This window comes from Shewanella sp. TC10, assembly GCF_009663145.1.
In the GTDB taxonomy this organism is placed as follows: Bacteria; Pseudomonadota; Gammaproteobacteria; order Enterobacterales; family Shewanellaceae; genus Shewanella.
Map to the genome: position 1 here is coordinate 19,014 of NZ_VKHR01000035.1, position 24,292 is coordinate 43,305.

Here is a 24,292-nt window from a genome sequence, read left to right on the forward strand (position 1 = left end):
CTTATTTTAATCAGCGGTCTCTTTCGCCGCCTCAGAACAGAATGAAATTTGTACGAAAAGATGTCAAGTAAAAATTAACAATATGACAACATTTAATTAATTTAATAATATCAATTGGTCTTGTACCAAACTAGAGGCTAGTATTAACTCATGGGTAGATTAGGCAGCGTAGAGCACACCGAAGAACGTGTTGAATCGGAGCTACAACCACCTTCAATGTATAAAGTCGTGTTAAACAACGATGATTACACTCCGATGGATTTCGTGATAGAAGTGTTACAACGCTTTTTTAATAAGGATGAACAACAAGCCACCGATATTATGTTGGCTATCCATCACCAAGGTAAGGGAATATGTGGTGTTTATTCGTTTGGCATTGCTGAAACGAAAGTGTTACAAGTAAATCAATTTGCCAAAGAAAACCAACATCCATTACTGTGTTCTTTAGAAACAGCTTAATGAACATGTTGATTCTCGAACGGTAACTCTGCAGTTTATGAGTATTTTTAGGGGGTGCTTATGCTAAACAAAGATCTCGAAGTCACCTTGAACCTAGCGTTTCAACAAGCTAGAGATTCACGTCATGAATATATGACGGTAGAACATTTATTATTAGCATTAATCAATAATCCATCGGCCAAAGAAGCACTATTGGCTTGTGGCGCGGATATCACTCGTCTCCACGAGGAAGTATCTAACTTCATTCAACAAACAACCCCATTAATAGCCGAAAGCACTGAAGAACGTGAAACCCAACCAACCTTAGGTTTTCAACGTGTACTGCAACGTGCAGTCTTCCATGTTCAATCTTCTGGGCGTAACGAAGTCACTGGCGCTAACGTGTTAGTGGCAATTTTTAGTGAACAAGAATCTCAAGCTGTTTATTTACTGCGCCGCTGTGAAATTACGCGTCTAGATGTGGTGAATTACATTTCTCATGGCTTGCCAAAAGATGATGACGACGCTGAAATTAATAATCCCGAGGCTTCTGAAGAAGGCGGTGAAGCAACTGAAGATAGAAGTTTGTTGTCTCAATTTGCCACTGATTTAAATCAGATGTCCAAAGATGGTGTTATTGATCCATTAATTGGCCGTGACGATGAAGTTGAGCGAGCTATTCAAACCTTATGTCGTCGTCGCAAAAATAATCCGTTATTAGTGGGTGAAGCGGGCGTGGGTAAAACTGCCATTGCAGAAGGGCTTGCCTATCGTATCGTTAATGATCAGGTACCTGATGTCATTAAAGATGCAACCGTTTACTCATTAGACTTAGGTTCACTACTTGCTGGTACTAAGTATCGTGGTGACTTTGAAAAACGTTTCAAAGGTTTGCTTAAAGAGTTAGGTAAAAATGAACATGCGATATTGTTCATTGATGAAATCCATACCATTATCGGTGCAGGTGCTGCATCTGGTGGGGTAATGGATGCATCTAACCTGTTAAAACCATTACTGTCTAATGGCTCTCTTCGCTGTATGGGTTCAACAACCTTCCAAGAATATCAAAGTATTTTTGAGAAAGACCGTGCTCTTGCACGACGTTTCCAAAAAATTGACATCAATGAGCCTTCAGTTGCAGAGACCACCAAAATTCTATTAGGTCTTAAATCAAAATACGAAGAGCATCATGGAGTGCGCTACACACAAGCTGCGATTAGTTCTGCGGCAAGTTTATCTGCAAAACACATCAACGACCGTCATTTGCCTGATAAAGCCATTGACGTGATTGATGAAGCGGGCGCTCGGATGGTAATGCTGCCGCAAAGTAAGCGTAAGAAGACCATTGGTCAGCCAGAAATTGAAGCCATCATTGCTAAAATTGCTCGGATCCCTGAGAAGTCGGTATCGTCGACTGATAAGGATTTACTTAAGAACCTTGAGCGTAATCTTAAAATGTTGGTGTTTGGCCAAGACAAGGCGATTGAGGGGCTTAGCTCGGCAATTAGATTATCTCGTAGCGGTTTAGGTGCAGAGAAAAAACCAGTTGGTAGTTTCTTATTTGCAGGGCCGACGGGTGTGGGTAAAACCGAAGTGACAAATCAGTTGGCTTCTTGCTTAAACATGAAGTTGATTCGTTTTGACATGTCTGAATACATGGAGCGACATGCGGTTTCACGTTTAATTGGTTCGCCGCCAGGTTATGTGGGCTATGAGCAAGGCGGTTTATTAACTGACGCTGTGATTAAAAACCCTCATTGTGTGGTGTTATTGGACGAAATCGAAAAAGCCCATCCAGATGTTTATAACTTGCTACTGCAAGTGATGGATCACGGTACGCTAACCGATAATAACGGTCGTAAAGCTGATTTTAGAAATGTCACTTTAGTGATGACGACCAATGCTGGTGTACAGGAAACTATTCGCACCTCAATTGGCTTTAAGCAACAAGATAATAGTCTTAATGCTATGTCAGAAATCAATAAGGTATTTACCCCAGAATTCCGTAACCGTTTAGATTCGATTATTTGGTTTAATCATTTAGATATGACCATTATCGCGAAAGTGGTTGATAAGTTTTTAATTGAATTACAAGCACAACTTGATGAGAAACGTGTCACGCTTGAAGTCACTGATGAAGCTCGCACATTACTTGCTGAGAAAGGTTACGATAAAAATATGGGTGCACGACCTATGGGCCGTGTAGTCACTGAGTTGATTAAACGACCATTAGCCGATGAAATATTGTTCGGCAAATTAGAAGCGGGCGGCACAGCCAAAGTGGATGTTAAAGACAATGAAATTGTCATTAACTGCGAATGCGAAGAGAAAGTGTCGTAGAACGCAGATTGATTTAGCATCTAATTGTTAATCGTTCAATAAAAATGGCTATCTGAAATCAGATAGCCATTTTTTGTATCAACGTTAATCTTTAGCCAATAAAAAACCCGACATTTATGCCGGGTTTTTAAATAGATGAGGCAGTATTAACGTGCGCGGAAGACGATACGACCTTTACTTAAATCGTAAGGAGTCAACTGAACCGTAACTTTATCACCCGTTAAAATACGGATGTAGTTTTTGCGCATCTTGCCAGAAATGTGTGCAATCACAACATGACCATTTTCAAGTTCAACGCGGAACATTGTATTTGGCAAGGTCTCAAGGATTGTGCCCTGCATTTCAATGTTGTCTTCTTTCGCCATTAATTGGTTACCTTTATGCCTTCAAATATAAAAAAATTCGCCGTATCATGCCCCAAAAAGCGCTTGCTGTAAAGGATTGAAACACTATAGCGAGTGTTCTTTTTCAATATATTGCCAGCCATTTGCCGTTAATATTTGATATGGGCGATATAAACGTTTGTAATTCATTTTTCTATTTTCATCAATTTGATAGCCCAAATACAAAAATTGTTTACCTAACTGTTGCGCTAATTGGCATTGCACCAAGATCATATAAACACCTAGTGAGCGCTTGGCGTAATCAGGATCAAAGTAACTGTATATCGCAGAGAGGCTGTTATTCATCTTATCGGTAACGGCTACACCAATCAGTTTATCCTGCTGGTACACTTCGATGTAAGTAGCCTCTAACCAGTCACACAATAAAAAATCATTGAATTGATCTTCACTGGGTGGATACATGGGACCATCTGAATGACGGCCAATAATGTATTTTTCATATAAAGCATAATGCGCATCAGTGACGTGAGTGGTGACTTCCCAATGTAAATCTTGGTTGTTTTTAAGTGTGCGCTTTTGCCTTTTTGATATTGTAAATTCAGGTACTACAACTCGAATAGATTGGCATGCTGAGCAACTAGGGCATCTTGGTTTATAAATAGAATTGCCGTTTCGTCTAAACCCCATCCCTAAAAGTTGCTCGAATAGCGCACTATCCAATTGTGGTTCTTGGATGATGAGCAGTTGCTCTTTTAGTCCTTCGATGTAACTGCAATCAAAAGGGTGGCTAATACCAACACTGATACTTCTAGAGCTCAAAACATACCTCTTGTGCTATCCAAGCCTTGCTATCGATAACCTGATTACGTAATTGTTTTAGTGTTGATAAGAAATCTTCACGAGGACAAGGTTGAGCGCCTAAGGTTTCAAGGTGCGGATTCATAATTTGGGCATCAATTAGTTTAAAGCCATGTTTGACCAGATGTTGATTTAGCATTGCAAAAGCCGCTTTGGAAGCATTAGTTTGACGATGAAACATAGACTCACCACAAAATACACCGCCAACTGCAATCCCATATAAACCGCCTATTAATTGCTTGTCGTCCCAAACTTCAATTGAATGGGCTTTACCCAATAAATGTAGCTGAATATATGCATCTTGAATGTCCGATGAGATCCAAGTTTCTTTTTGAGTTAACCTTGGCTCAGAGCATGCTTTAATGACTTGTGAAAATGCATGGTTAATGGTGAATCGCCATTGGGTCTTACGAAGGAATTTTTTCATGGTTTTATTTAACGGCTTAGCCTTTGGCAAAAAGATTGCTCTAGGCTCAGGTGACCACCACAGGATGGGGTCATCATCATTAAACCATGGGAAAATACCTTGATAATAGGCTTCAACTAAACGTTGAGGTGATAAATCGCCACCAACAGCGAGTAAGCCATTGGGTTCATCTAGCGCTTGCTGTGGATCTGGGAAGTGCGGAAGATGATTTAAATAAGACAGTGAGTTCACAATTAAGTATATTATTTACTAAACCTTATGCATACGTTAGCGGAATTTTGCTTATGTTGAAACTCACAAACACCTCAGTGATGGCATTTAGTGCGCTTTTCGCCATATTAATTTCATTTGTTAGTCACTCAGCAGTTGCAGCTTATGAGCGTAATCAAGCAGTACCTGTTGAAAAAGTCATATATGGGCATGTTGCTTCCATTAAACATGTCACAGAAACTCAATTAGTCGAAGATCGAAACCTTGGTTGGAAAACGTTTGGCGGAGCGTTAATCGGTGGCGTTGTTGGCCATCAATTTGGTGGTGGTTCTGGGCAGGATGTCGCTACGGTTCTTGGGGCTTTGTTAGGCGGCGCTGCAGCGAATCGATACGGAAATTCAACCCGCACTCTTGAGTACCAGTTAATAGAGATGATGATTAACCTAGATGATGGAACTCAAGTCATGGTGATCCAGGACTTAGATCCAGGTATGACGTTCGTGGCTGGTGACGAAGTGCGCGTGGTGTACCTTACAGGTTATGTAAGAGTCGATATTGCTATGTAGTTATTATTGAGTAGCTATATTGCTATGTCATTAGGGCTAAGCAAGCAGTGTTTTGGCCGCTGTAACTTGAAAACACAGTAATAACAGTTAATAAAAAAGGAGCCTTTGGCTCCTTTTAGTTTTATCACTATTGTGAATATATCAAGTGCAAATATTAGAAGCCGCGCGGTAAAGTATTTTTACCTGCATTGGCTAATTTTTCACGCCATAATTCTTTTGGCGTTTTACCACCAGAAGTATTGGCTTTTTTGGCCGCTGGCTTTTTAGCTACAGCTTTCTTGGCTGCAGGTTTAGCAGCAGACTTTTTTGCCACTTCTTTTTTAGCGGCAGGCGCTTCTGCTGCTGGCTGACCTTGAGTTGCTTCAAGGTGCATTTGCTCAAGATCGCTAAAGCGTAAAGACTTGCCGCCATCAATTTTATACCAACTGCCTTTCTGTTCAATTTCAACAGTTTTTGAAGTTTGCTTTTCAAGAGCAGCTTTTAATTCGGCGATAAGCGCTTCTTTAGTCAAGTTTGACATTTTGAGACCTATTTTTCTGTAATGAATAGTTTATTTAATGTTTTCAACATCCCTTAGGTCTAATTTTAGTGTTTAATGCACCCAAAAGTCCAATTTAAGCAAAAATAGCCTAGCAAATAATCAATCTTAACAAGGGTTTTTCAATAAGTATTGGACTGCGTTACACTGTTGGTATCAAAAATTTTAGGGTTAGTTTTATGTCATTAACGTCTGTATCTCGCCAGCAATTATCCAAATATCTAAATGATTTTCTTAATGTAAACCAATTTAAAGATTATGCGCCCAATGGGCTGCAGGTGCAGGGAACTGAAGAGATAAAAACGATTGTAACTGGTGTTACAGCTTGCCAAGCTTTGATTGAGCAAGCTGCAGCGCTGAATGCTGATGCTATTTTAGTTCATCACGGATTTTTTTGGAAAAATGAGCCAGAAGTGATAACAGGGATGAAATACAATCGAATTAAAGCCTTAATGACTCACGACATTAATTTATTCGGCTATCATTTACCTTTAGATGCGCATGATACCTTAGGCAATAATGCAGAACTTGCCAATCAATTAGGTTTAATCGATGTAGAAGTGTGTACTGAGATCCCGCAAAACTTGCTATGGAAGGGGAAATTGCCTAAACCATTGAGCGTTTTGCAAATGAATGAGCTGTTGGCTGCAAAACTGAATAAAGAACCACTTCATATCGGTGATGAAACCCAGTCTATTTCTACGCTCGCTTGGTGTACCGGTGGAGCGCAAGATTATATCGATCATGCTGCATCGCTTGGCGTCGATGCGTTTATTAGTGGTGAAGTGTCAGAACGTACATTTCATTGTGCTATGGAGCAAGGGATCCATTATTTTGCTGCAGGTCACCATGCGACTGAGCAATTTGGTATACAAGCTTTAGGGGAACATTTAGCGCAAGAATTCGGCATTACGCATCATTTTATTGATATTGTTAATCCAGTTTAACTTTCTGATATCGCTTAAGGAATAGCATTATGACTGAGTATTTCATCCAAGCATTTATCTACCTATCAGCTGCAGTTATTGCAGTTCCGATAGCACAAAGAATGGGCTTAGGCTCAGTGCTCGGCTACTTAATCGCTGGGGTGGTTATTGGTCCGATCGTTGGATTAGTTGGCAGTGAAACGAACACCATTCAGCATTTTGCTGAATTCGGTGTGGTCATGATGTTATTTTTAGTAGGTCTCGAGCTTGAACCTAAAATGCTGTGGTCAATGCGGCATCGATTAGTCGGCATGGGTGGCCTACAGGTAGGCTTATCGGCAGGTATTGTGATGGCCATAGCATTGATGTTTGATATGCCTTGGACGGTGGCGCTAACCATTGGTTTAATTTTCTCACTTTCTTCGACTGCGATTGTACTGCAAACGTTGAACGAGAAAGGGTTGACCAAAACCTCTGCGGGTAAAAATGCGTTTGGAGTATTGTTATTCCAAGATATTGCCGTGATCCCAATGCTTGCGCTTATTCCACTTTTGGCCCAGCCTGAATTAGTTGAAGCTGCGCAGACAACGGTCGCCAGTGCTGCTGAACATCATGAAGAATTGTCTCTAGTGGCAGATTTACACGGCGGTTTGTATGCGCTGATACTGGTTCTTTCAATCGGTTTAGTTGTATTTGGTGGGCATTATTTGAGTCGACCTGTTTTTAGATTTATTGCTGATTCTGGTGTGCGTGAAATCTCAACCGCTGCGGCTTTATTGTTAGTGATTGGTATTGCAACCTTAATGAGCTTAGTTGGTGTTTCACCAGCTCTTGGCACCTTCTTAGCGGGTGTGGTTCTCGCTAACAGTGAATTTAAACATGAGCTTGAAACACATATTGGCCCTTTTAAAGGACTCTTGTTAGGCTTGTTCTTTATTACCGTAGGGGCTGGAATCGACTTTGAAATTCTGTGGAATTATTTAGGGGCTATTTTAGGTATTACTGCAGCAGTGATGATTTTAAAAGCGCTGGTATTGCTCATGTTGAGCTTTATGTTTCGCATCAAAGGCAGCGATAGGTGGTTATATACCTTAAGTTTGGCGCAAGCAGGGGAGTTTGGATTTGTACTATTAAGCTTTAGCCAACAAAATCATGTCATTTCACCTGAAATAGCGCAGCCATTATCGATAGTCGTTGCTTTATCAATGTTCTTGACTCCAGGCTTATTCATCTTTTATGAGAAAGTCATTTTACCTAAGTACCAGAAAACATCGAATGACCGTGAGCACGATGAAGTAGATGAGCAAGGCACCGTCATTATTGCGGGTATAGGCCGTTTTGGCCAGATTGTGAACCGACTATTACTGTCTAATGGCGTTAAAACGGTAGTACTAGATCATCAAGCTACTCAAGTAGACAATTTACGTAGAATCAACACTAAAGCCTACTATGGTGATGCCACTCGACCTGACTTACTTGAAACTGCGGGAGTTGCTACGGCTTCGGCATTTGTTGTAGCGATTGATAACCCACAGAGCAGCGTAGAATTGGTTAAACACCTTAAGCATAAATATCCTAACTTAAAAGTGATTAGCCGAGCTTTTGACCGCGGTCACGGTCATTTATTACGTCAAGCAGGAGCAGATTATGTTGAATCTGAAACATTTCGTTCTGCGCTGAAAGTCGGTGCTGAGTCAATGAAAGCCATGGGGTTCTCTTCAGAGTTAGTCGAAAGGCAAAAACAGACTTATATGAAGGTTGAAAAAGAAGCTTCAGAAGTGCTGTATAATGAATGGGTCGGTCGTTCTGACGGTGAGAAGTTTGGCGGTGACTTTATTAATCTATTCATTGAATATGAAGAGCGTTTGAAAGAAGCGATTGAAGCAGATACTGAGGCTTATAAGAGTCAACGTTTTGCCCAAGAAGCGCCATGTGAAAATAAAGATTGTAACGAAGAAGATGGCGAAACTCGCGTCCACTCGTAATGTTGTAAATTACATGTATTAAAAAGGCCGTCATACGACGGCCTTTTTTACGAATTATTGCAGCTTGATTATGCTGATTACATCACTCGCATACCTGGTTTAGCGCCAGCATGTGGCTCTAAAATCCAGATATCTTTACCACCAGGGCCTGCAGCTAATACCATACCTTCTGATTCACCAAATTTCATTTTACGTGGTGCAAGGTTAGCTACCATGACAGTATGCTTGCCGATTAAATCTTCAGGGGCATAAGCCGATTTGATACCAGCAAATACTTGTTTAGTCTCACCGCCTAAATCGAGTTCTAATCTTAACAGCTTGTTAGCTTTTTCGATGTGCTCGGCTTTGGCAATAAGCGCGATACGCAAATCGATTTTAGCAAAGTCATCAAAAGTAATTTCCGGCGCTAATGGCTCTTTTTCAAGTTCTGTTTGAACCGCTTCAACTTTTGGTGCTTCTGTGGTTTGCGTGACTTGAAGATTTTCAGTAGAAGATTCGATAATTGCTTCAATGCTTTTCATTTCAATACGCTGCATTAACGCTTTGAATTTAGCTATCTCATGCCCTGCTAAATCTTGGTCTAAATTATTCCAAGTTAGCGTGATTTGAAGGAAGCTTTCAACGTTGGCTGCAAGAGTTGGTAATACTGGCTTTAAGTAAGTCACTAGAATGCGGAACAAGTTAAGTGCATTACTACAAACTTGATGCGCTTCTTCTTGCTTATCTTCTTGTTTAATTAACTGCCATGGTGCAGCTTCTGCTACATAAGCATTGGCTAAGTCAGCAAGCGCCATGATTTCACGCATCGCTTTACCAAACTCGCGTGTTTCGTATAGTTCTGCAATAGTATCTTGTTTAGCAAGGAAGGCTTCAGTTAACGATGTATCGTTAATTTTTGCTAACTTGCCATCAAAACGCTTACTGATAAAACCTGCCGTACGTGATGCAAGGTTAACTAATTTTCCGACTAAGTCAGAATTAACACGTTGGGCAAAATCTTCAAGATTTAAATCTAAATCATCAACACGGTTATTCAGTTTTGCAGCGTAGTAGTAACGCAAGTATTCTGGGTCTAAGTTGTCTAAATAAGTCCGTGCTTTAATGAACGTCCCTTTTGATTTAGACATCTTAGCGCCATTGACAGTGACATAACCGTGAGCAAAGATTGCCGTTGGTTTACGAATGCCTGCACCATCAAGCACTGCTGGCCAAAATAAACCGTGGAAGTTTACAATATCTTTACCAATGAAGTGATAAAGTTCAGCAGTTGAATCTTTAGCCCAAAAATCATCAAAATTAATGTCGTCTCTACGATCACATAAGTTTTTAAATGAGCCCATATAGCCGATAGGCGCATCTAACCATACGTAGAAGAATTTACCTGGCTGATCTGGAATTTCAAAACCGAAGTAAGGCGCATCTCGAGAAATATCCCACTGCTGTAAACCTTGCTCAAACCATTCTCTTAATTTGTTAGCGATTTCAGGTTGCATAGAACCTGATGAAAGCCATTCGCCTAACATGGTTTCAAATGCAGGCAAGTCAAAGAAGAAATGCTCACTATCTTTCATGACAGGTGTAGCGCCTGAAACTGAAGAGTATGGGTTAATCAAATCAGTTGTGCTGTATGTCGCACCGCAGTTATCACAGTTATCACCGTATTGATCTTCACTCTTACATTTCGGGCATGTGCCTTTAACGAAGCGATCTGGCAAGAACATTTCTTTTTCTGGATCAAAAAGCTGTGAAATGGTTTTGCTTTTGATGTAGCCGCCTTCTCTCAATTTTAGATAAATTTGAGTCGAAAGCTCACGGTTTTCATCGCTGTGAGTGCTATGGAAATTATCAAATTGGATATTAAAGTCTGCAAAATCTTGTTCATGTTCTTTTTGAACTTGTGCAATCATTTCCTCAGGAGTGATACCCATTTGTTGAGCTTTGAGCATGATTGGTGTGCCATGGGCATCATCAGCACAAATATAGTGACATTCATGTCCACGAAGCTTTTGGTAGCGAGACCAAATATCAGTTTGAATATACTCAAGCATATGACCTAAATGGATTGGACCATTTGCATATGGGAGGGCACTTGTCACCAGGATTTTACGTTGTGAATTTGTCATTTTGTCTCAACAATCGATTACACTAAATATATGGTCAAGATACTAACCGATCAAAGTGATTATTTCATCAAACAACAACAAAAACGGCTAAATTAGCGCTCATTTTTCTCTAATTCTGGTACACTTGGGCAAATTTATTGCTGGGAGTTCTGCTTTTGTCTACTTCGCATACAGATTATCAATTAAGTGATGACCTTCTTGGTCCAGTATTGAGTATTTTAGATGCATTTCAAGATCCATATTTAGCCGAAGGGTTAGTGTCTGCGGGTTGCGTTAACAAACTAGCCATTGAGGGCAAACGTTTGTTATTAGGCTTGGTTTATCCATATCCTTGTATGACGCAGTACCGTGATACCGTCATGGATGTGACTAAAAAATTAGCCGTATTAGATGCTATCGACGAAGTAGAATGTGAAATTGACTTCCAGCCTCGCGTATTTTCAGCTATTGCTTCTGTAGAGCCTATTCCGAACATCAAGCAAGTGATTGCTGTCGCTTCAGGAAAAGGCGGCGTGGGTAAATCAACCACAGCCGTTAACCTAGCGTTAGCGTTAAAAGCTGAAGGTGCTGAAGTTGGTATTTTAGATGCCGATATCTATGGCCCATCTATTCCAATGATGCTTGGGCTACAAGGTTTTAAACCGACATCTCCAGATGGCAAAATGATGACAGCAGCTTCGGCTCACGGCATTGCTGCGCAATCAATTGGCTTTATGTTAGGCGATGGAGAAGCGGCTGTTTGGCGTGGACCGATGGCTGCAGGTGCTTTAAACCAATTATTAACAGAAACCCAGTGGCCTGAACTGGATTATTTAGTGATTGATTTGCCACCTGGAACAGGTGACATACAATTAACCTTGTCGCAAAAGTTTCCTGTAAGCGGCACTGTCGTGGTGACAACACCGCAAGATATCGCACTTGAAGATGCCAAAAAAGGTATCACCATGTTCCAAAAAGTTGATATTCCAGTATTGGGTATTATCGAGAACATGAGCTTTCATTTATGTCCGGAGTGTGGTCACAAAGAACACCCATTTGGCACCCACGGCGGTAGCAAGATAGCAGAGCGCTACGAAGTACCATTATTGGGGGCATTGCCGCTTAATATTAATATTCGTGAATCAATGGATGAAGGTAACCCTGCGGTTGTTAGTAAACCAGATTCAGAAGTTGCAGCAATTTATCGTGAAATAGCCCGTAAAGTCGGTGCTCAACTTGCGAAGCAGCAAAATAAAAACACAGTTTCAATTAGTATTTCAGACGACGAGTAAGGTTAAGTAATGAATTCTCAGCAATGTGTCATTATTGGTATCGCAGGTGCTTCAGCATCAGGCAAAAGTTTAATTGCCCAAACGATTTTTGAAGAGCTTAAGCGTGACCTAGGCACAGATCAAATCGGTGTGATTAATGAAGACGCTTATTACCGTGACCAAAGTCATATGACAATGGAAGACCGTGTTAAAACTAATTATGATCATCCTAAAGCACTGGATCATCAGCTATTAGCTGAACACCTTAAGCAATTAAAGAAAGGTGAGCAGGTTAACATCCCTTGTTATAGCTACAAAGAACATACTCGTATGACTAAAACCCTTGATATGCAACCTAAAAAGGTCATTATTTTAGAAGGGATTTTATTGTTAACCGATCCGAAACTACGAGAACTGATGGATGCCAGCGTATTTATGGATACGCCATTGGATATCTGTTTCTTACGTCGTTTAACACGTGATGTTGCCGAGCGTGGTCGTACTATGGAGTCAGTTATTGCACAGTACAAAGCCACTGTTCGCCCTATGTTTTTACAGTTCATCGAACCATCAAAACAGCACGCTGATATTATTGTCCCTCGAGGTGGTAAAAATCGCATTGCAACAGATATTCTTAAAGCAAGAATTCAGCATCTGTTAGCGAGATAATCTAAAGATAACAAGGATGTGATCTCAGATTTTCTAGATAAGGGCTCCATTATTTTGGAGCCTCAATTCTTAACTGAGGCCACTCTGGCATCAGTGTCTATATACATTTTTATTCACGCTTGTCAGTATCTACAATCACTATTTTGCAATGTTTGCTATTAGCTGCGAATATTGAATCAATAGTTAGTTAAGAATATATAGTTAGTTAAGAATAAATAAGCCTGCCTATATTATTTTACGAGCTTATTTAACCATGAGTTAAGGAAATCATGTCTTCGGTATTTGTGAATGGACAATCTGATAATACGATTCAAGCTCTCGATAGGGGACTTGCCTATGGAGATGGGGCATTTGCCACTATGCGAGTCTGTGATGGTCAGATTTTATTTTTGACTGAACATTTACTAAGACTGCAACAAACCTGTCAAAGATTAGGCTTTAGCATTCCAGATATTAATTCAATATCGCAGCGTTTAAATGTTCATGCTCAAACACTAAGACAAGGCTGTATTAAACTACTGCTTAGTCGCGGAGTCGGCGGACGTGGATATACTGCTCCTGAATCACCTAATATTTCCGAAGTTATTTCTTTGCATGATGTACCCGCTTCGTATGCAAACTGGCAAGCTTGTGGAATATCTTTAGCACTTTCGCCTGTTTTATTAGGCAAACAGCCGTTACTTGCTGGAATGAAGCATCTTAATCGTCTTGAGCAAGTACTGGTGAAGCAACAAGCACTTCCAGAAAGCGTTGATGACTGGTTAGTTTTAGATGCTGATAACTATGTTGTTGAGTCTTCAATGGCGAATATATTTATTGTTAAAGGTGAGCAGGTGATAACACCTGCGATGAATCAATGTGGCGTATCAGGCGTGATGCGCGAACAAGTGATCGATGCCTTATTAACGAACAATATTGTGGTAATGGCGAAAGCGATAAGCTTGACTGATTTACAAAATGCTGAGCATGTATTTATCACTAATAGTTTATTAGGTATGGTGAATATCAATAGCATTAATATGGGTGTGATTAATTCAAATTTAAGCTCAAGCCATCATTATAAACCGTGGGCAATGACCCATAACGTATTAACTCAGCTTAACCTTTTATACTAGAGCCCTTATTTAAAATAATATGAAAAAAACCATCACCATTTTACTTACATCCTTGATGACTCTGACAACAGTAGCCTGTGTTGTTGGCTTTTTAGGATATCAGCAGATTATTGCTTATCCAGAGCAAATGTTATCAATTGATGAACCAACAGAATTGACCATAGCTCAGGGCATGAATGTCACCAAACTGGGTTCTGACTTAGAAAACAAGCAAATCATTACTGATAGTTGGAAACTTAAGTACTTACTTAAAATCAAGCCTGAATATGCTCATATTCGCACTGGTTTATATCAAATTGCTCCAGGAGACTCTATCGGAAGTTTACTGACCAAGTTAAATCGCGGCGACGAAATGACATTCTCAATTACGTTAATTGAAGGCAAAACGATTAAAGAGTGGCATGAAGCGTTAGCGGACTTACCTCATTTAACTTTTGATGCTGAAGTTTTTAACCGTGTTTTGCTTAAAAATGGAGATGAATCAGGCTTACCTGAAGGAAAATTCTTCCCAGAGACTTATCAATATCAAGCGAATGACTCTCTCGAATCGATTTTAAATCGTAGCTATTTAATGATGCAAAAAACACTGGAAGCGGCTTGGAGTGAGCGAGATACCGATCTTAAGTTAAAAACACCTTATGAGTTACTCACAATTGCGTCAATTATTGAAAAAGAGACCGGTAAGCCTTCTGAGCGTGACTGGGTGGCGGCTGTATTTAATAATCGCTTGAAGTTAGGCATGCGCTTGCAGACAGATCCAACCGTTATTTACGGAATGGGTGACCGATATAAAGGCAATATTACCCGTAGCGATTTACGTGAGCATACCCCATTCAATACATATCGAATCAATGGTTTACCGCCAACGCCCATAGCGGCACCGAGTAAAGCTGCAATTTTTGCTGCGGCAAAACCAGCAGATGTAAACTACTTATATTTTGTCTCACGCAACGATGGCAGTCATGTGTTTTCAGAGACATTAGCGCAACATAACCGCGCAGTAAACGAATACCAGAGAAATAGAAAATGACCCAAGAACAAGCTAAGTTTATCGTGATTGAAGGACTAGAAGGCGCAGGTAAATCAAGCGCTATTGAATTAGTCAAAGCAATCATTACTCAACATACTAAACAAGCACCAGTATGTACTCGAGAGCCTGGCGGTACGCCCCTTGCTGAAAAAATGCGTGATTTAGTAAAAATTGCCGATGAAACTGACCCTCTTTGTGATGAAGCTGAGTGCTTATTATTTTACGCGGCTAGAGCACAACTGATTGCCAATGTGATTAAACCAACCTTAGCGAAAGGCACTTGGGTATTAGGCGATCGTCATAACTTATCTTCATTAGCCTATCAAGGTGGTGGCAGAGGCTTAATGCCTTTAGTTAAATCAATCAGTGATATTACCTTGAAAGGGTTTAAACCTGACTTAACCTTATATCTAGATATTGACCCGCAATTAGGGCTGACTCGAGCGGCGAATCGTGGTGAGTTAGATAGAATTGAAACTCAAAAGATAGAGTTTTTCGAGCGTGCAAGAGCAACATTTTTGTCTTTTGCAGCAGAAGACGAGTCAATCATTGTTATAGATGCCAGTCAAACCATTGAGCAAGTGCATGCGCAAATTGCTCATGAATTATCGGCTAGGTTAGGTTAAGTCATGATACGACAAATGATTACAGCAGGCTTATAATGCAAGCATTTGGTTTACATCAATTACCTTGGTTAGATGCGCCGTTTGAGCGCTTTATCAATGAGCGTAATAGTGGCCACAGTGCCCATGCTCAACTTGTCAGTATTGACCAAGGCTTAGGTGGCCATATTTTAGCGAATGAAATGGCAGAAGCGGCAATGTGCACAGCTTTAACCCCTGTGGGTGCTTGTGGCCAATGTAAAAGTTGTTTGTTATTTAAGGCTGGTACACACCCTGATTGTCATGTGATTAAGGCTGACGGCACTCAAATTAAAGTCGATCAAATTCGCGACTTATGCCAAAAGCTTACCGTCACAGCTCAGCAAGGTGGTCAACGAGTTGCTATTATTTTAAATTGTGAGCAGTTTAATTTAGCGTCAGCGAATGCGTTACTAAAAACACTTGAAGAACCCGGTAATAATATTTTAATCATATTACAGACAGATGTTCCTTCTCGATTACTAGCAACAATTAAGAGTCGCTGCCAAAAAGTGGCTTTTCATACACCCGATAGAAGACAAGTGTATGACTGGCTGCAAGCTTACCAGATGCTGCCAACTGTGAATCCAGGTGAAAAGCCCCATGATGTCACTTGGTGTTTGAGTATGATTGGTGGCCCACTGAAATTAGCTGAAAGCCTCAGTAGCAATCATTATCAGCAGTTAATACAGTTTCGTACTGATTGGGCGTTGAGTATTAAGTCAGGCCATTTGACGGGTAGTTTAATTAAGGTTTCTGAACATCAAATTGTTGATGCGCTTAATGTTTTATATTTGTACTTAAGGCAATATGTGTTAAAAAGTAAAGAGCTAGACGCTTTAGCTATAAGTAACATTATTGGTTTGTCTTCGAAAGTGGCACAAATGTGTCAACGACTAGCAACAATGGCAAGTATTAATGCTCCGGCTTTATGCCAAGATTATATACTTGAATTTAGACAACTTATTCATCTTAAATAATAGACTGAGATTATGACCGATCTTGTTGTAAATTTTGATACTCTGCACCAATTGTACAGAGCTTATATGCCATTTATTAAACCAGCAGGTTTATTTATTTCGACTACAGAAAGCCACTTTTTAGGCCAAGAACTGTCGATATCATATAAGTTACCCGGTACATCGCAAATGACAGACTTTAAAGGTGTTGTTGTTTGGATTAATCCCCTAGGTGCTTCTGGTGGAAGGCCTGCAGGTATTGGGGTTAAAATTAAAACCGATCCTGAGAGTCATAAACATCACATAGAAAAATTACTTTCGAGTGAACTTTCTTCAAGTGATTTGACCTGCACTATGTAGCTAGGTATTCTTGCTGGCTTATTTTAGCTTTAGATAGAATTTCAATGTTAATCGACTCTCATTGCCATTTAGACCGTTTAAAAGCGGCTCCTGATCAACCTAGTTTACAAGCCATTATTGATGGCGCTAAATCTCGTGGTGTAGATTATTTGCTGTGCGTCAATGTACGCCAGCAAGGATTCGAATCTATGCGTGAGAAAATGGCACAGTTCGATAATGTATTCCTTTCTTCTGGTGTTCACCCGTTGGATGTCCAAGACGGCTTAAATGTTGATGAAATAAAACAATTTGCCACTGACAGCAAAGTCGTTGCTATTGGCGAAACTGGTCTTGACTACTTTTACGCCCCTGAAACTAAAACGCTGCAACAACAATGTTTTGAACAGCAAATAGCACTGGCAGTGGATGTTAACAAACCTCTAATTGTACATACACGTGATGCAAGAGAAGACACCATAGCGATGCTAAAAGCCGGCGGTGCAGATAAAGTCGGTGGAGTATTACATTGTTTTACTGAAAACTGGGAAATGGCCCAAGCAGCAATCGATTTGGGCTTTTACATTTCAGTATCGGGCATAGTCACTTTCAAAAATGCTGGTGAGCTTCGTAGCGTGATCCGCCAAGTTCCACAAGACAGACTATTGGTTGAAACAGACTCGCCATACTTAGCGCCAGTGCCACATCGTGGCAAAGAAAACCAACCTGCCTACGTTCGTGATGTTGCTGAGTTTGTAGCAGAGTTACGTGGCGAAAAATATGAAGATTTGGCCCATTACACTTCAGAAAATTTCTTTAATTTATTCACAGATGCAGCCAAACTGATTGGACGCTAGTTTCCAGTAACATTGGTGCTTCCCTTTATCCAAGCCAAAAAAAAGACCCAAAACTATCCAATTGTTCTGGGTCTAGGGGAATGGCTCTTAATAAAAAGAGCCCTGCGCTACTGTGTTGAGAGGCTATTCTCAGTAAACATGAATGAGAATGAAGCGTCTCAGGGCTTTACTCTCAAAACTAAATCGTCTGCACACATTATAGTTGTCAATTGACATATTGCACATTTATTGCTCGTTATATGCTTGGTAAATGGTGTTTAAAGCTTGTTAGCTTGTCTAGTATGAGTTTTATGTGCTAAATATTTAGCAAACTAAGTGACTTATCTTAGTGACTTATCCTAGGTTCAACTTTCGTATTAATTTGTCATTTAGTTTCAATTTTATCTTTTACCAATTCCCTTGGAAGGTTGTTTTTAAGGCGATGTCCGAGGTGTTTTACGACGCCAAGTGGCTTATTGTGAAAGCTCACAATCATCTCACCTGCAGGTTTCACGTCTAAACCTATTATCTCATTGGTTGGAATATCACGGCCCATTAAAAACTCAATTGCTTGCTGGCGGTTAAGCTCAATAACTCTATCTTGATTCTCAATTGAATCACTCAATGCAATGATAGCTTCATGTTTGACTTTAAAACCTTTTTTAAGCACATCAGCAAGTTTGAAACCGATGCGTTGAAAGCGCATTAGTCCGATGAATTGACTGAACTTTGCTGGAAATAACCAATATTCCTCGTCACGTATCATCACGTTAAATTGTTCGGGTATTATGATATTGAATGTTTTGAGTAAATATTCGGCGACAGCATTAGTTTGCTTTTCATTGGCGGAGACAAAAGGAAAGTTTCGTTGCTGTTTAGGGCACTTTTTTAATCGTGGTACTGAGGTTTTCTTATGAATTTTAGCGACAAAGAAACCCTCGCTATCAAATATTTGAGGCCAAACATGCAAAAAACCTTCAGAAGTACAGGCTTTTTCAGCGTTTTCAAATAGATGGTTGAGAGCAATAAATTCAACCGAGTCTGGATATTGCTGTTGTATGTAATGACAAATGTGTTGGTTTTCAATCTGGCTCAACGTACAGGTTGAATAGACTAATGAACCGCCAGGCTTTAAGGCTAAAAAGGCTGACTCTATTAACTGTTTTTGGGTTTCGGCAATTTCAGTTACGTCATCAAGTTGCCAGTTTTTAAGCGCATTAACGTCTTTCCTTACAGTGCCTTCGCCGCCACAAGGAGCGTCTAATAAAATCGCGTCAAATTTTTCATAAAGATACTCACCAAAAACGTTACCATCAAAATGGGTTAAAGCAGTTTGGTTAACGCCCATACGTTGAATATTGGCATGAAGGATCTTGACTCTGCTTGAAGAGTATTCGTTAGCAATTAATAAACCTTGGTTATGCATTAATGCTGCAAGTTGGGTGGTTTTAGAACCTGGTGCAGAGGCCACATCTAATACTATAGGGGCTTGTTGACCTATGTCATCAGTTAACAGCTCATTAAATAACGCTTGTGGCGGCAGCATAGAGCTTGCTTCTTGTATATAAAAAAGCCCTTGAATATGTTCAACACAATTACCAGGTTGTTGACTGTCATCATGGGTTATCCAGAATCCTTCTTTGCACCAAGGAATTGGCTCAAATTTCCATTCTTTTGAATTCATAACCTGTTTAAAGTCATCAACAGTAATCTTTAAGGTGTTTACTCTGATTGATTTTCTTAAAGGTCGGTGACAAGCCGCGATAAACTCATCCATATTAAGATGTTCAGGAAGCTCGCTGGCAATGTGTGTGAGGTAATCTGGATTTATTTGAGCCATAGTAAAAAATTCGATAAAACAACTGTGTAATAATGAAATAGATTATATCATGCATTAATAAAGCTTAGGCTAACTATGCCGACAAAGCTTGGAAATGATAAAAGCTTGGAAATGATAAAGGCATAAAATGCTGGGTTGATGTCGGTCAAGATAATGGAGTATTAAGTGCTGAATAGAGTTTGGTTATTGTTTTTTTTAACGGCAGCTGTCGCCATCATAGTTCAATTATTCAATGGGCATGTTGAGGTACTCAGTGATTCGGTCAATGCCATATTCAGTAGTGCGAAACTTGCCGCCGAAATATCAATAGGTTTGATTGGCGTATTAGCGTTATGGATGGGCTTGATGCAAGTCGGTGAAAAGGCGGGAGTGGTAGCGGTATTTGCTCGGCTATTTGAGCCTTTATTATCTAAACTCATGCCAGATGTACCAAGAGGGCATCCTGCTTATGGCAGTATGTCGATGAACTTAACAGCTAATATGCTTGGACTTGATAATGCTGCAACGCCTCTTGGTTTAAAAGCAATGCAGGATTTACAAAGTTTAAATCCTGAAAAAACCGTTGCCACCAATGCGCAAATCTTATTCTTAGTCCTAAATACCTCTTCTGTCACCTTAGTGCCTGTCACGGTCTTTTTATATCGCGCCCAGCAAGGTGCTGCAGCTCCTGCTGACGTGTTTTTGCCTATTTTACTCGCTACTGTTGCATCGACATTAGTCGGCCTAACTGTTGTAGCTGTGGTACAACGAATTTCTTTATTCAATAGTGTCGTGCTTGCCTATGGCGCAACGCTAATTAGTGTGTTGATTGCCAGTGTATTTTATTTAATGACCTTATCAGCAGAGGCAATTGGCACTTTATCAACAGCCTTAGGTAATGGCATTTTATTAGTACTAATTTTAAGTTTTATTCTCATAGCTGGACACAGGAAGGTCGCCATTTACGATGAATTTGTAGAAGGGGCGAAGGGGGGATTCTCGCAGGCGGTGATGCTCATTCCTTATTTGCTAGCAATGTTGCTGGCGATTGGCTTATTAAGAGCGTCAGGAGCGTTAGATTTTGCTTTGCAAGGCTTATCAAACTTAGTTGCTTTATTGGGCTTCGATAACCGTTTTGTCGATGCTATGCCTACTGCGCTAATGAAGCCTTTTAGTGGCTCAGGAGCAAGAGCTATGATGCTTGAAACAATGGACCACCATGGTGTCGATTCTTTTGCTGGACGATTGTCTGCAATATTTCAGGGCAGTACTGAAACCACATTTTATGTTTTAGCGGTGTATTTTGGTTCAGTAGGTATAAGGAATAGCCGCCATGCATTAGGCTGCGGACTTGCCGCTGATGTGGGTGGCATTATTGCCGCTATTGGTGTGTGTTACTGGTTTTATGGTTAGGTGGGTATAGCCGTTTAAACCTAGTCGTTATAAATTTAGTCCTTGTAAATCTAGCCCTTGAGATATAGTCGTTGTAAATCTATTGCTTTAACATCAAGTCGTTCGCTTTAAAGCAACAAAAAAGTCGGCCATGGGCCGACTTTTTATTTTGAACTATTAACAGCGAATTATTGATGATGAATTGTGTTAACTATTAAGGTTTGACTTGCTCTGGTTGCCAGCTACGCCATTCTTCTTTCATCTTGTTATAAAGATTAAAGCTGGCACCTGAAGACAACGCATTCACACTAGTCGTGACATCTTCGGTAACAACCGAAATACCACCAGAGAGTAGGGTTTCTAATGAGCCTGTTTCAATTTGGGCTCCTGAGAATATACCCACTTCTAATTGAATACCCGATGCATCCCAGAATCGACTGCTTTGATTAACAAGATGGGTATATTGTTTTTCAATGTGTGAATACATGAGTACTTTATTACCGTTATCAGACAAGGTGTAACCGTCAACTTGCCCAATTGAAATTCCTCTGAAAAAGATGGGGGTTCCCACTTTAATCGATCCAAGTTGGCTGTCTTCTAAAATCAAGGTTAACGCATCATCGTCAATATCAGCATCATATCGAGCAGCTAAATGTGCGTTAAATATATCTGAACTATCTGAATCTTTACCTGGAATAACACCTATATATGGCCCTGTAATGAGCGTTTCTGGTGCTTTAATGCCTGTTAAAGAAATTTGCGCATCGACGACAAAATATTCAGTGTCAGATTTAGTGAAGTGACTTGCATAATCTCCATAGAGGTAAGCCGTTGCAGTTAATGTTTCTAAATCTTGATTCAATTTTACTTGTTGAACAACACCGATCTGGTGACCTTGGTAACGTATCGCAGCCTTAGCAGCCACCTTAGCTTCAGCTGGTAAAGTAAGCGTTATGGTTTGAGCTTGTTTAAGCGCTAGTTCTTTAGAATCGTACAAACGCTGCTGGTTACCTATTTGATCATCACTGAGTAAGCCTAAGCTGATACTGCCTTTAAGTGCACCTTCAAGCGGCGCAACGTTAACTTCAACACCAGATAAGCTTGCGTTAATGCTCGCAGCGTCATTTCGCCAAAACACACTATTGTCTCGAACTAACTGGCTAAATTTATTTTTAATAGCAAGATCAATTGAAAACTGATCTGTTTTATTGTCCCAGTGAACATTGCTCACAGCGCCAATCTGCATTTTTTTATAATAAATTGGCGAGCCTACAGATAATCCGGCGCCATCAACACTTTCAAGTGAAAGGCTAGTGATATTGTTTTTTGCAATAGATTCGACTGCATGTTCTGCTGAATGATAAAGCTCAAAGCGGCTATTTGGCGTCACTAAAGCTTTGGTATTGCCTCTAACTAGTGAAACCGCACCTTCTATGGCAGTACTTAAATCTCGGGTGGTAACCGTTACGCCATCTAAAGACGCATCTACCTTTAAAGCTGACTCAGAAACAAAATGGCTATCGGTTGTCAGCAAATTTTTGTATTCAGGTAGTATCTCAACCAAATATTCCACACCACTAAAATCTTCTGAAAAATTAACTTGAGTGATTTCACCAATTGGCATTTGCTTGTATCTGACTTCAGCTCCTGTATTCAAGCCACTGTGTTCATTTGAGGTCAGTTTAATATTGAGTTTACTGTCACTTAGTAGGTCAGGCGCCTGGTTTTGTAGAATAAAATCTTGAGGTAATGCGTTATCACTTAATCCAGGCAATACATTGACAACACTACCAGTAAGTAAACGACTCGCGTGCTTAACGCCATCCATTGAAATATCTGCGCCAGCAACCCAAAACTGACTGTCAGCATTAAGCAGTTGTTGATATTGAATATCAAATTTCGCTAAAAACTTAACCCCGTTTTCGGTTAATTTTGTTTGGTGAATTTTACCGACTTCTACGCCACGATAAACCAGTGCAGAGCCTTGGTTAATTTCATCGGCATTATCTGCTGTTAATACAAACTCAACCCCTTTAACAGCGCTTTCTTCATCTGGGTATAAAACGTAATTATCGCCGGTGACTGCTTTGTCCGCTTTAGTATAAGAGTTAAAACTAATCCCGCCTGCTAATAAGGATGCAAGACTTTCTGTATTGACTTTAATTCCTGACAAAGAGGCATCAATTTTAAGGCCTGATACATTCCAGAATTGAGACTCTTGATTCACTAGGTGTGAATATTGCTGCTCAATGAAAGTACTAATAATGATAGTGTCACTATCTATCAAACGATAATTAACGACTTTACCGACAGGTACTTGGCGGTAAAACACTAAAGAGCCTACATCTAATGAACCTAAAGTTGGGGTCGTTAGCTTAACAACGATACCTTCTTCTTCATTGGGGATCATTGAAGGAGCTTCAGTGGATGCAATGAATTCAGATGTTGAACTACCATCACCCGGTTCAATCGCAATATAATTTCCTGAAAATAGGGTATCTAGCCCTTCAATTCCCGTAATACTAGCTTTTGGCGTAACCAACCAAAAAAGGGTGTTCTTATTTAGGAAAGGATCAGAGCGATAATCCATCACTATTTTGACATTTACCCCTGATAGGTCCTTATCAAGGCTGATGTCAGTGACTTTACCAACAGTTAGCCCTTGGTATTTCACTAAAGTTTTACCAATATCAATGCCAATAGCACTTGGAAAATGAACTTGAATTTCAATTCCAGACTCTTTGATACTTTTAACTCCAAGCCAAGCGCCCAGAACAAGCGCTACAATAGGCAATAACCATATAGGAGAAAAGAGTTTCTTTTTAACGACTTTTGGTGATTCAATTCGTGTCATTGTTTTTTTCCAAGCGATCCCAAAGTAAACGTGTATCAAGTACCTTTGCAGCTAACTGAGTCAATAGAATGACCAGCGCGAATGCTGTAGCTGCAGGAGCAGGTTTTGCATCTAACAGTTGTCCCATATTCACCACTGCAACAGTCAGTGCAATAACGAATAAGTCGAGCATAGACCAGCGACCAATCCACTCAATGATATGAAAGCCTACCATGAGTTTCTTTTTAGAAACCGGTAAATTAAAACTGATAGCTGTTAAATAAATTGCAAGCCCTACAATTTTTAACCAAGGCACTAAAATACTGGCAGTAAACACAATAATAGCAATAGGGATCATATCTGAATGAACCAAATGCACAATGCCAGTAAAAATAGTGTCATATGTTACTTTGCCTTGGTTAGTTAGCATAGTGATAGGGTAAATATTGGCAGGTATTAATAAAATGGCCGCGGTAATCAGCAATGCCCAACTTTGTTGTAGACTTTGATAATTGCGAGGCTGAATTTTAGAGTGACAGCGACTGCAGTGTAATTGGTCAATAGGGTTTATATTACGGCACGTACCACAAAGCGTCATGCCTATTTCTTTGCCTTGTTGGGCTGAATCTAGCCGAGTCTCTTTCGATTCATTCATTA

The 24,292-nt window shown here is 40.1% G+C and carries 22 protein-coding genes; 14 read left to right on the forward strand and 8 right to left on the reverse strand.

Annotated elements, in window-relative coordinates; translation table 11 throughout:
• Positions 1-150: 150 nt before the first annotated feature.
• Together clpS and clpA are read left to right on the forward strand one after the other, a co-directional pair.
• The gene (gene clpS, locus FNZ24_RS12925; RefSeq protein ID WP_102528713.1) at positions 151-459 is read left to right on the forward strand and encodes an ATP-dependent Clp protease adapter ClpS; all 309 of its coding nucleotides are present in this window, start codon (positions 151-153) and stop codon (positions 457-459) included.
• A gap of 60 nt (positions 460-519) precedes the next feature.
• Positions 520-2,778, forward strand: coding sequence for an ATP-dependent Clp protease ATP-binding subunit ClpA (clpA, locus tag FNZ24_RS12930; RefSeq protein WP_153914920.1), 2,259 nt, complete (start codon positions 520-522; stop codon positions 2,776-2,778).
• 146 nt (positions 2,779-2,924) lie between these two features.
• Here clpA and infA read toward each other — a convergent pair whose 3' ends face one another.
• From infA to aat, 3 genes are all read right to left on the reverse strand, one after another.
• Positions 2,925-3,143 carry a translation initiation factor IF-1 gene (gene infA / locus FNZ24_RS12935; RefSeq protein ID WP_011496276.1) on the reverse strand — a complete coding sequence of 73 codons (219 nt, stop codon included), beginning with the start codon at positions 3,141-3,143 and terminating at the stop codon, positions 2,925-2,927.
• 84 nt (positions 3,144-3,227) lie between these two features.
• A complete protein-coding gene (locus FNZ24_RS12940) occupies positions 3,228-3,941 on the reverse strand; it encodes an arginyltransferase (protein ID WP_153914922.1) in 714 nt (237 codons plus the stop codon).
• Positions 3,931-4,638, reverse strand: a complete 708-nt coding sequence (gene aat, locus FNZ24_RS12945) for a leucyl/phenylalanyl-tRNA--protein transferase (RefSeq protein ID WP_153914924.1) — start codon at positions 4,636-4,638, stop codon at positions 3,931-3,933. The genes FNZ24_RS12940 and aat overlap by 11 nt, the downstream gene beginning before the upstream one ends.
• An 80-nt stretch (positions 4,639-4,718) precedes the next feature.
• Between aat and FNZ24_RS12950 the strand changes: the two genes are divergently transcribed.
• Complete coding sequence (locus FNZ24_RS12950; protein ID WP_416384836.1) at positions 4,719-5,183, forward strand: glycine zipper 2TM domain-containing protein; 465 nt, start codon at positions 4,719-4,721, stop codon at positions 5,181-5,183.
• A gap of 154 nt (positions 5,184-5,337) precedes the next feature.
• Here the strand turns inward: FNZ24_RS12950 and FNZ24_RS12955 are convergent, their stop codons facing one another.
• Positions 5,338-5,703: a hypothetical protein gene (locus FNZ24_RS12955; RefSeq protein WP_153914928.1), complete on the reverse strand. Its 366-nt coding sequence runs from the start codon at positions 5,701-5,703 to the stop codon at positions 5,338-5,340.
• A 197-nt stretch (positions 5,704-5,900) separates the two neighbouring features.
• Here FNZ24_RS12955 and FNZ24_RS12960 point away from each other — a divergent pair, with 197 nt between their 5' ends.
• A complete protein-coding gene (locus FNZ24_RS12960) occupies positions 5,901-6,668 on the forward strand; it encodes a Nif3-like dinuclear metal center hexameric protein (RefSeq protein WP_153914930.1) in 768 nt (255 codons plus the stop codon).
• Between the two features lie 29 nt (positions 6,669-6,697).
• Positions 6,698-8,632, forward strand: coding sequence for a monovalent cation:proton antiporter-2 (CPA2) family protein (locus FNZ24_RS12965; protein ID WP_153914932.1), 1,935 nt, complete (start codon positions 6,698-6,700; stop codon positions 8,630-8,632).
• Between the two features lie 77 nt (positions 8,633-8,709).
• Here the strand turns inward: FNZ24_RS12965 and metG are convergent, their stop codons facing one another.
• Positions 8,710-10,755, reverse strand: coding sequence for a methionine--tRNA ligase (gene metG / locus FNZ24_RS12970; RefSeq protein WP_153914934.1), 2,046 nt, complete (start codon positions 10,753-10,755; stop codon positions 8,710-8,712).
• 155 nt (positions 10,756-10,910) lie between these two features.
• Here metG and apbC point away from each other — a divergent pair, with 155 nt between their 5' ends.
• From apbC to FNZ24_RS13010, 8 genes are all read left to right on the forward strand, one after another.
• Positions 10,911-12,026 carry an iron-sulfur cluster carrier protein ApbC gene (gene apbC, locus FNZ24_RS12975; RefSeq protein ID WP_153914936.1) on the forward strand — a complete coding sequence of 372 codons (1,116 nt, stop codon included), beginning with the start codon at positions 10,911-10,913 and terminating at the stop codon, positions 12,024-12,026.
• A 9-nt stretch (positions 12,027-12,035) separates the two neighbouring features.
• On the forward strand, positions 12,036-12,674 hold the full coding sequence (udk, locus tag FNZ24_RS12980; RefSeq protein WP_153914937.1) for a uridine kinase: 639 nt from the start codon (positions 12,036-12,038) through the stop codon (positions 12,672-12,674).
• Between the two features lie 269 nt (positions 12,675-12,943).
• Positions 12,944-13,789, forward strand: a complete 846-nt coding sequence (pabC, locus tag FNZ24_RS12985; RefSeq protein ID WP_153914939.1) for an aminodeoxychorismate lyase — start codon at positions 12,944-12,946, stop codon at positions 13,787-13,789.
• 19 nt (positions 13,790-13,808) lie between these two features.
• Entirely contained in the window at positions 13,809-14,819 is a 1,011-nt protein-coding gene (mltG, locus tag FNZ24_RS12990; RefSeq protein ID WP_153914941.1) for an endolytic transglycosylase MltG, read from the forward strand.
• Positions 14,816-15,445, forward strand: coding sequence for a dTMP kinase (tmk, locus tag FNZ24_RS12995; RefSeq protein WP_153914943.1), 630 nt, complete (start codon positions 14,816-14,818; stop codon positions 15,443-15,445). The genes mltG and tmk overlap by 4 nt, the downstream gene beginning before the upstream one ends.
• 35 nt (positions 15,446-15,480) lie before the next feature.
• Positions 15,481-16,440, forward strand: a complete 960-nt coding sequence (gene holB, locus FNZ24_RS13000) for a DNA polymerase III subunit delta' (RefSeq protein ID WP_153914945.1) — start codon at positions 15,481-15,483, stop codon at positions 16,438-16,440.
• A 12-nt stretch (positions 16,441-16,452) separates the two neighbouring features.
• Positions 16,453-16,779, forward strand: a complete 327-nt coding sequence (locus FNZ24_RS13005) for a PilZ domain-containing protein (RefSeq protein WP_055024454.1) — start codon at positions 16,453-16,455, stop codon at positions 16,777-16,779.
• 44 nt (positions 16,780-16,823) lie between these two features.
• Positions 16,824-17,612, forward strand: coding sequence for a TatD family hydrolase (locus FNZ24_RS13010; protein ID WP_153914947.1), 789 nt, complete (start codon positions 16,824-16,826; stop codon positions 17,610-17,612).
• Between the two features lie 364 nt (positions 17,613-17,976).
• Here the strand turns inward: FNZ24_RS13010 and rsmF are convergent, their stop codons facing one another.
• Positions 17,977-19,431 carry a 16S rRNA (cytosine(1407)-C(5))-methyltransferase RsmF gene (rsmF, locus tag FNZ24_RS13015; protein WP_153914949.1) on the reverse strand — a complete coding sequence of 485 codons (1,455 nt, stop codon included), beginning with the start codon at positions 19,429-19,431 and terminating at the stop codon, positions 17,977-17,979.
• A gap of 165 nt (positions 19,432-19,596) precedes the next feature.
• On the opposite strand from rsmF, the gene FNZ24_RS13020 reads away from it, so the two are divergent.
• On the forward strand, positions 19,597-20,823 hold the full coding sequence (locus tag FNZ24_RS13020) for a nucleoside recognition domain-containing protein (protein ID WP_153914951.1): 1,227 nt from the start codon (positions 19,597-19,599) through the stop codon (positions 20,821-20,823).
• Positions 20,824-21,016: 193 nt separating this feature from the next.
• Here FNZ24_RS13020 and FNZ24_RS13025 read toward each other — a convergent pair whose 3' ends face one another.
• Positions 21,017-23,656 (reverse strand): MlaD family protein, encoded by a 2,640-nt coding sequence (locus tag FNZ24_RS13025; protein WP_153914953.1) that lies wholly within the window; start codon positions 23,654-23,656, stop codon positions 21,017-21,019.
• Positions 23,643-24,290 (reverse strand): paraquat-inducible protein A, encoded by a 648-nt coding sequence (locus FNZ24_RS13030; protein WP_153914973.1) that lies wholly within the window; start codon positions 24,288-24,290, stop codon positions 23,643-23,645. Before FNZ24_RS13030 ends, FNZ24_RS13025 begins: the two co-directional genes overlap by 14 nt.
• Between the last annotated feature and the right edge of the window lie 2 nt (positions 24,291-24,292).

Coding starts and splice junctions, on each gene's coding strand:
- clpS (WP_102528713.1), top strand. CDS start 151: ATGGGTAGATTAGGCAGCGTAGAGCACACCGAAGAACGTGTTGAATCG.
- clpA (WP_153914920.1), top strand. CDS start 520: ATGCTAAACAAAGATCTCGAAGTCACCTTGAACCTAGCGTTTCAACAA.
- infA (WP_011496276.1), bottom strand. CDS start 3,143: ATGGCGAAAGAAGACAACATTGAAATGCAGGGCACAATCCTTGAGACC.
- FNZ24_RS12950 (WP_416384836.1), top strand. CDS start 4,719: ATGGCATTTAGTGCGCTTTTCGCCATATTAATTTCATTTGTTAGTCAC.
- FNZ24_RS12955 (WP_153914928.1), bottom strand. CDS start 5,703: ATGTCAAACTTGACTAAAGAAGCGCTTATCGCCGAATTAAAAGCTGCT.
- FNZ24_RS12960 (WP_153914930.1), top strand. CDS start 5,901: ATGTCATTAACGTCTGTATCTCGCCAGCAATTATCCAAATATCTAAAT.
- FNZ24_RS12965 (WP_153914932.1), top strand. CDS start 6,698: ATGACTGAGTATTTCATCCAAGCATTTATCTACCTATCAGCTGCAGTT.
- metG (WP_153914934.1), bottom strand. CDS start 10,755: ATGACAAATTCACAACGTAAAATCCTGGTGACAAGTGCCCTCCCATAT.
- udk (WP_153914937.1), top strand. CDS start 12,036: ATGAATTCTCAGCAATGTGTCATTATTGGTATCGCAGGTGCTTCAGCA.
- pabC (WP_153914939.1), top strand. CDS start 12,944: ATGTCTTCGGTATTTGTGAATGGACAATCTGATAATACGATTCAAGCT.
- mltG (WP_153914941.1), top strand. CDS start 13,809: ATGAAAAAAACCATCACCATTTTACTTACATCCTTGATGACTCTGACA.
- tmk (WP_153914943.1), top strand. CDS start 14,816: ATGACCCAAGAACAAGCTAAGTTTATCGTGATTGAAGGACTAGAAGGC.
- holB (WP_153914945.1), top strand. CDS start 15,481: ATGCAAGCATTTGGTTTACATCAATTACCTTGGTTAGATGCGCCGTTT.
- FNZ24_RS13005 (WP_055024454.1), top strand. CDS start 16,453: ATGACCGATCTTGTTGTAAATTTTGATACTCTGCACCAATTGTACAGA.
- FNZ24_RS13010 (WP_153914947.1), top strand. CDS start 16,824: ATGTTAATCGACTCTCATTGCCATTTAGACCGTTTAAAAGCGGCTCCT.
- rsmF (WP_153914949.1), bottom strand. CDS start 19,431: ATGGCTCAAATAAATCCAGATTACCTCACACACATTGCCAGCGAGCTT.
- FNZ24_RS13025 (WP_153914953.1), bottom strand. CDS start 23,656: ATGACACGAATTGAATCACCAAAAGTCGTTAAAAAGAAACTCTTTTCT.
- FNZ24_RS13030 (WP_153914973.1), bottom strand. CDS start 24,290: ATGAATGAATCGAAAGAGACTCGGCTAGATTCAGCCCAACAAGGCAAA.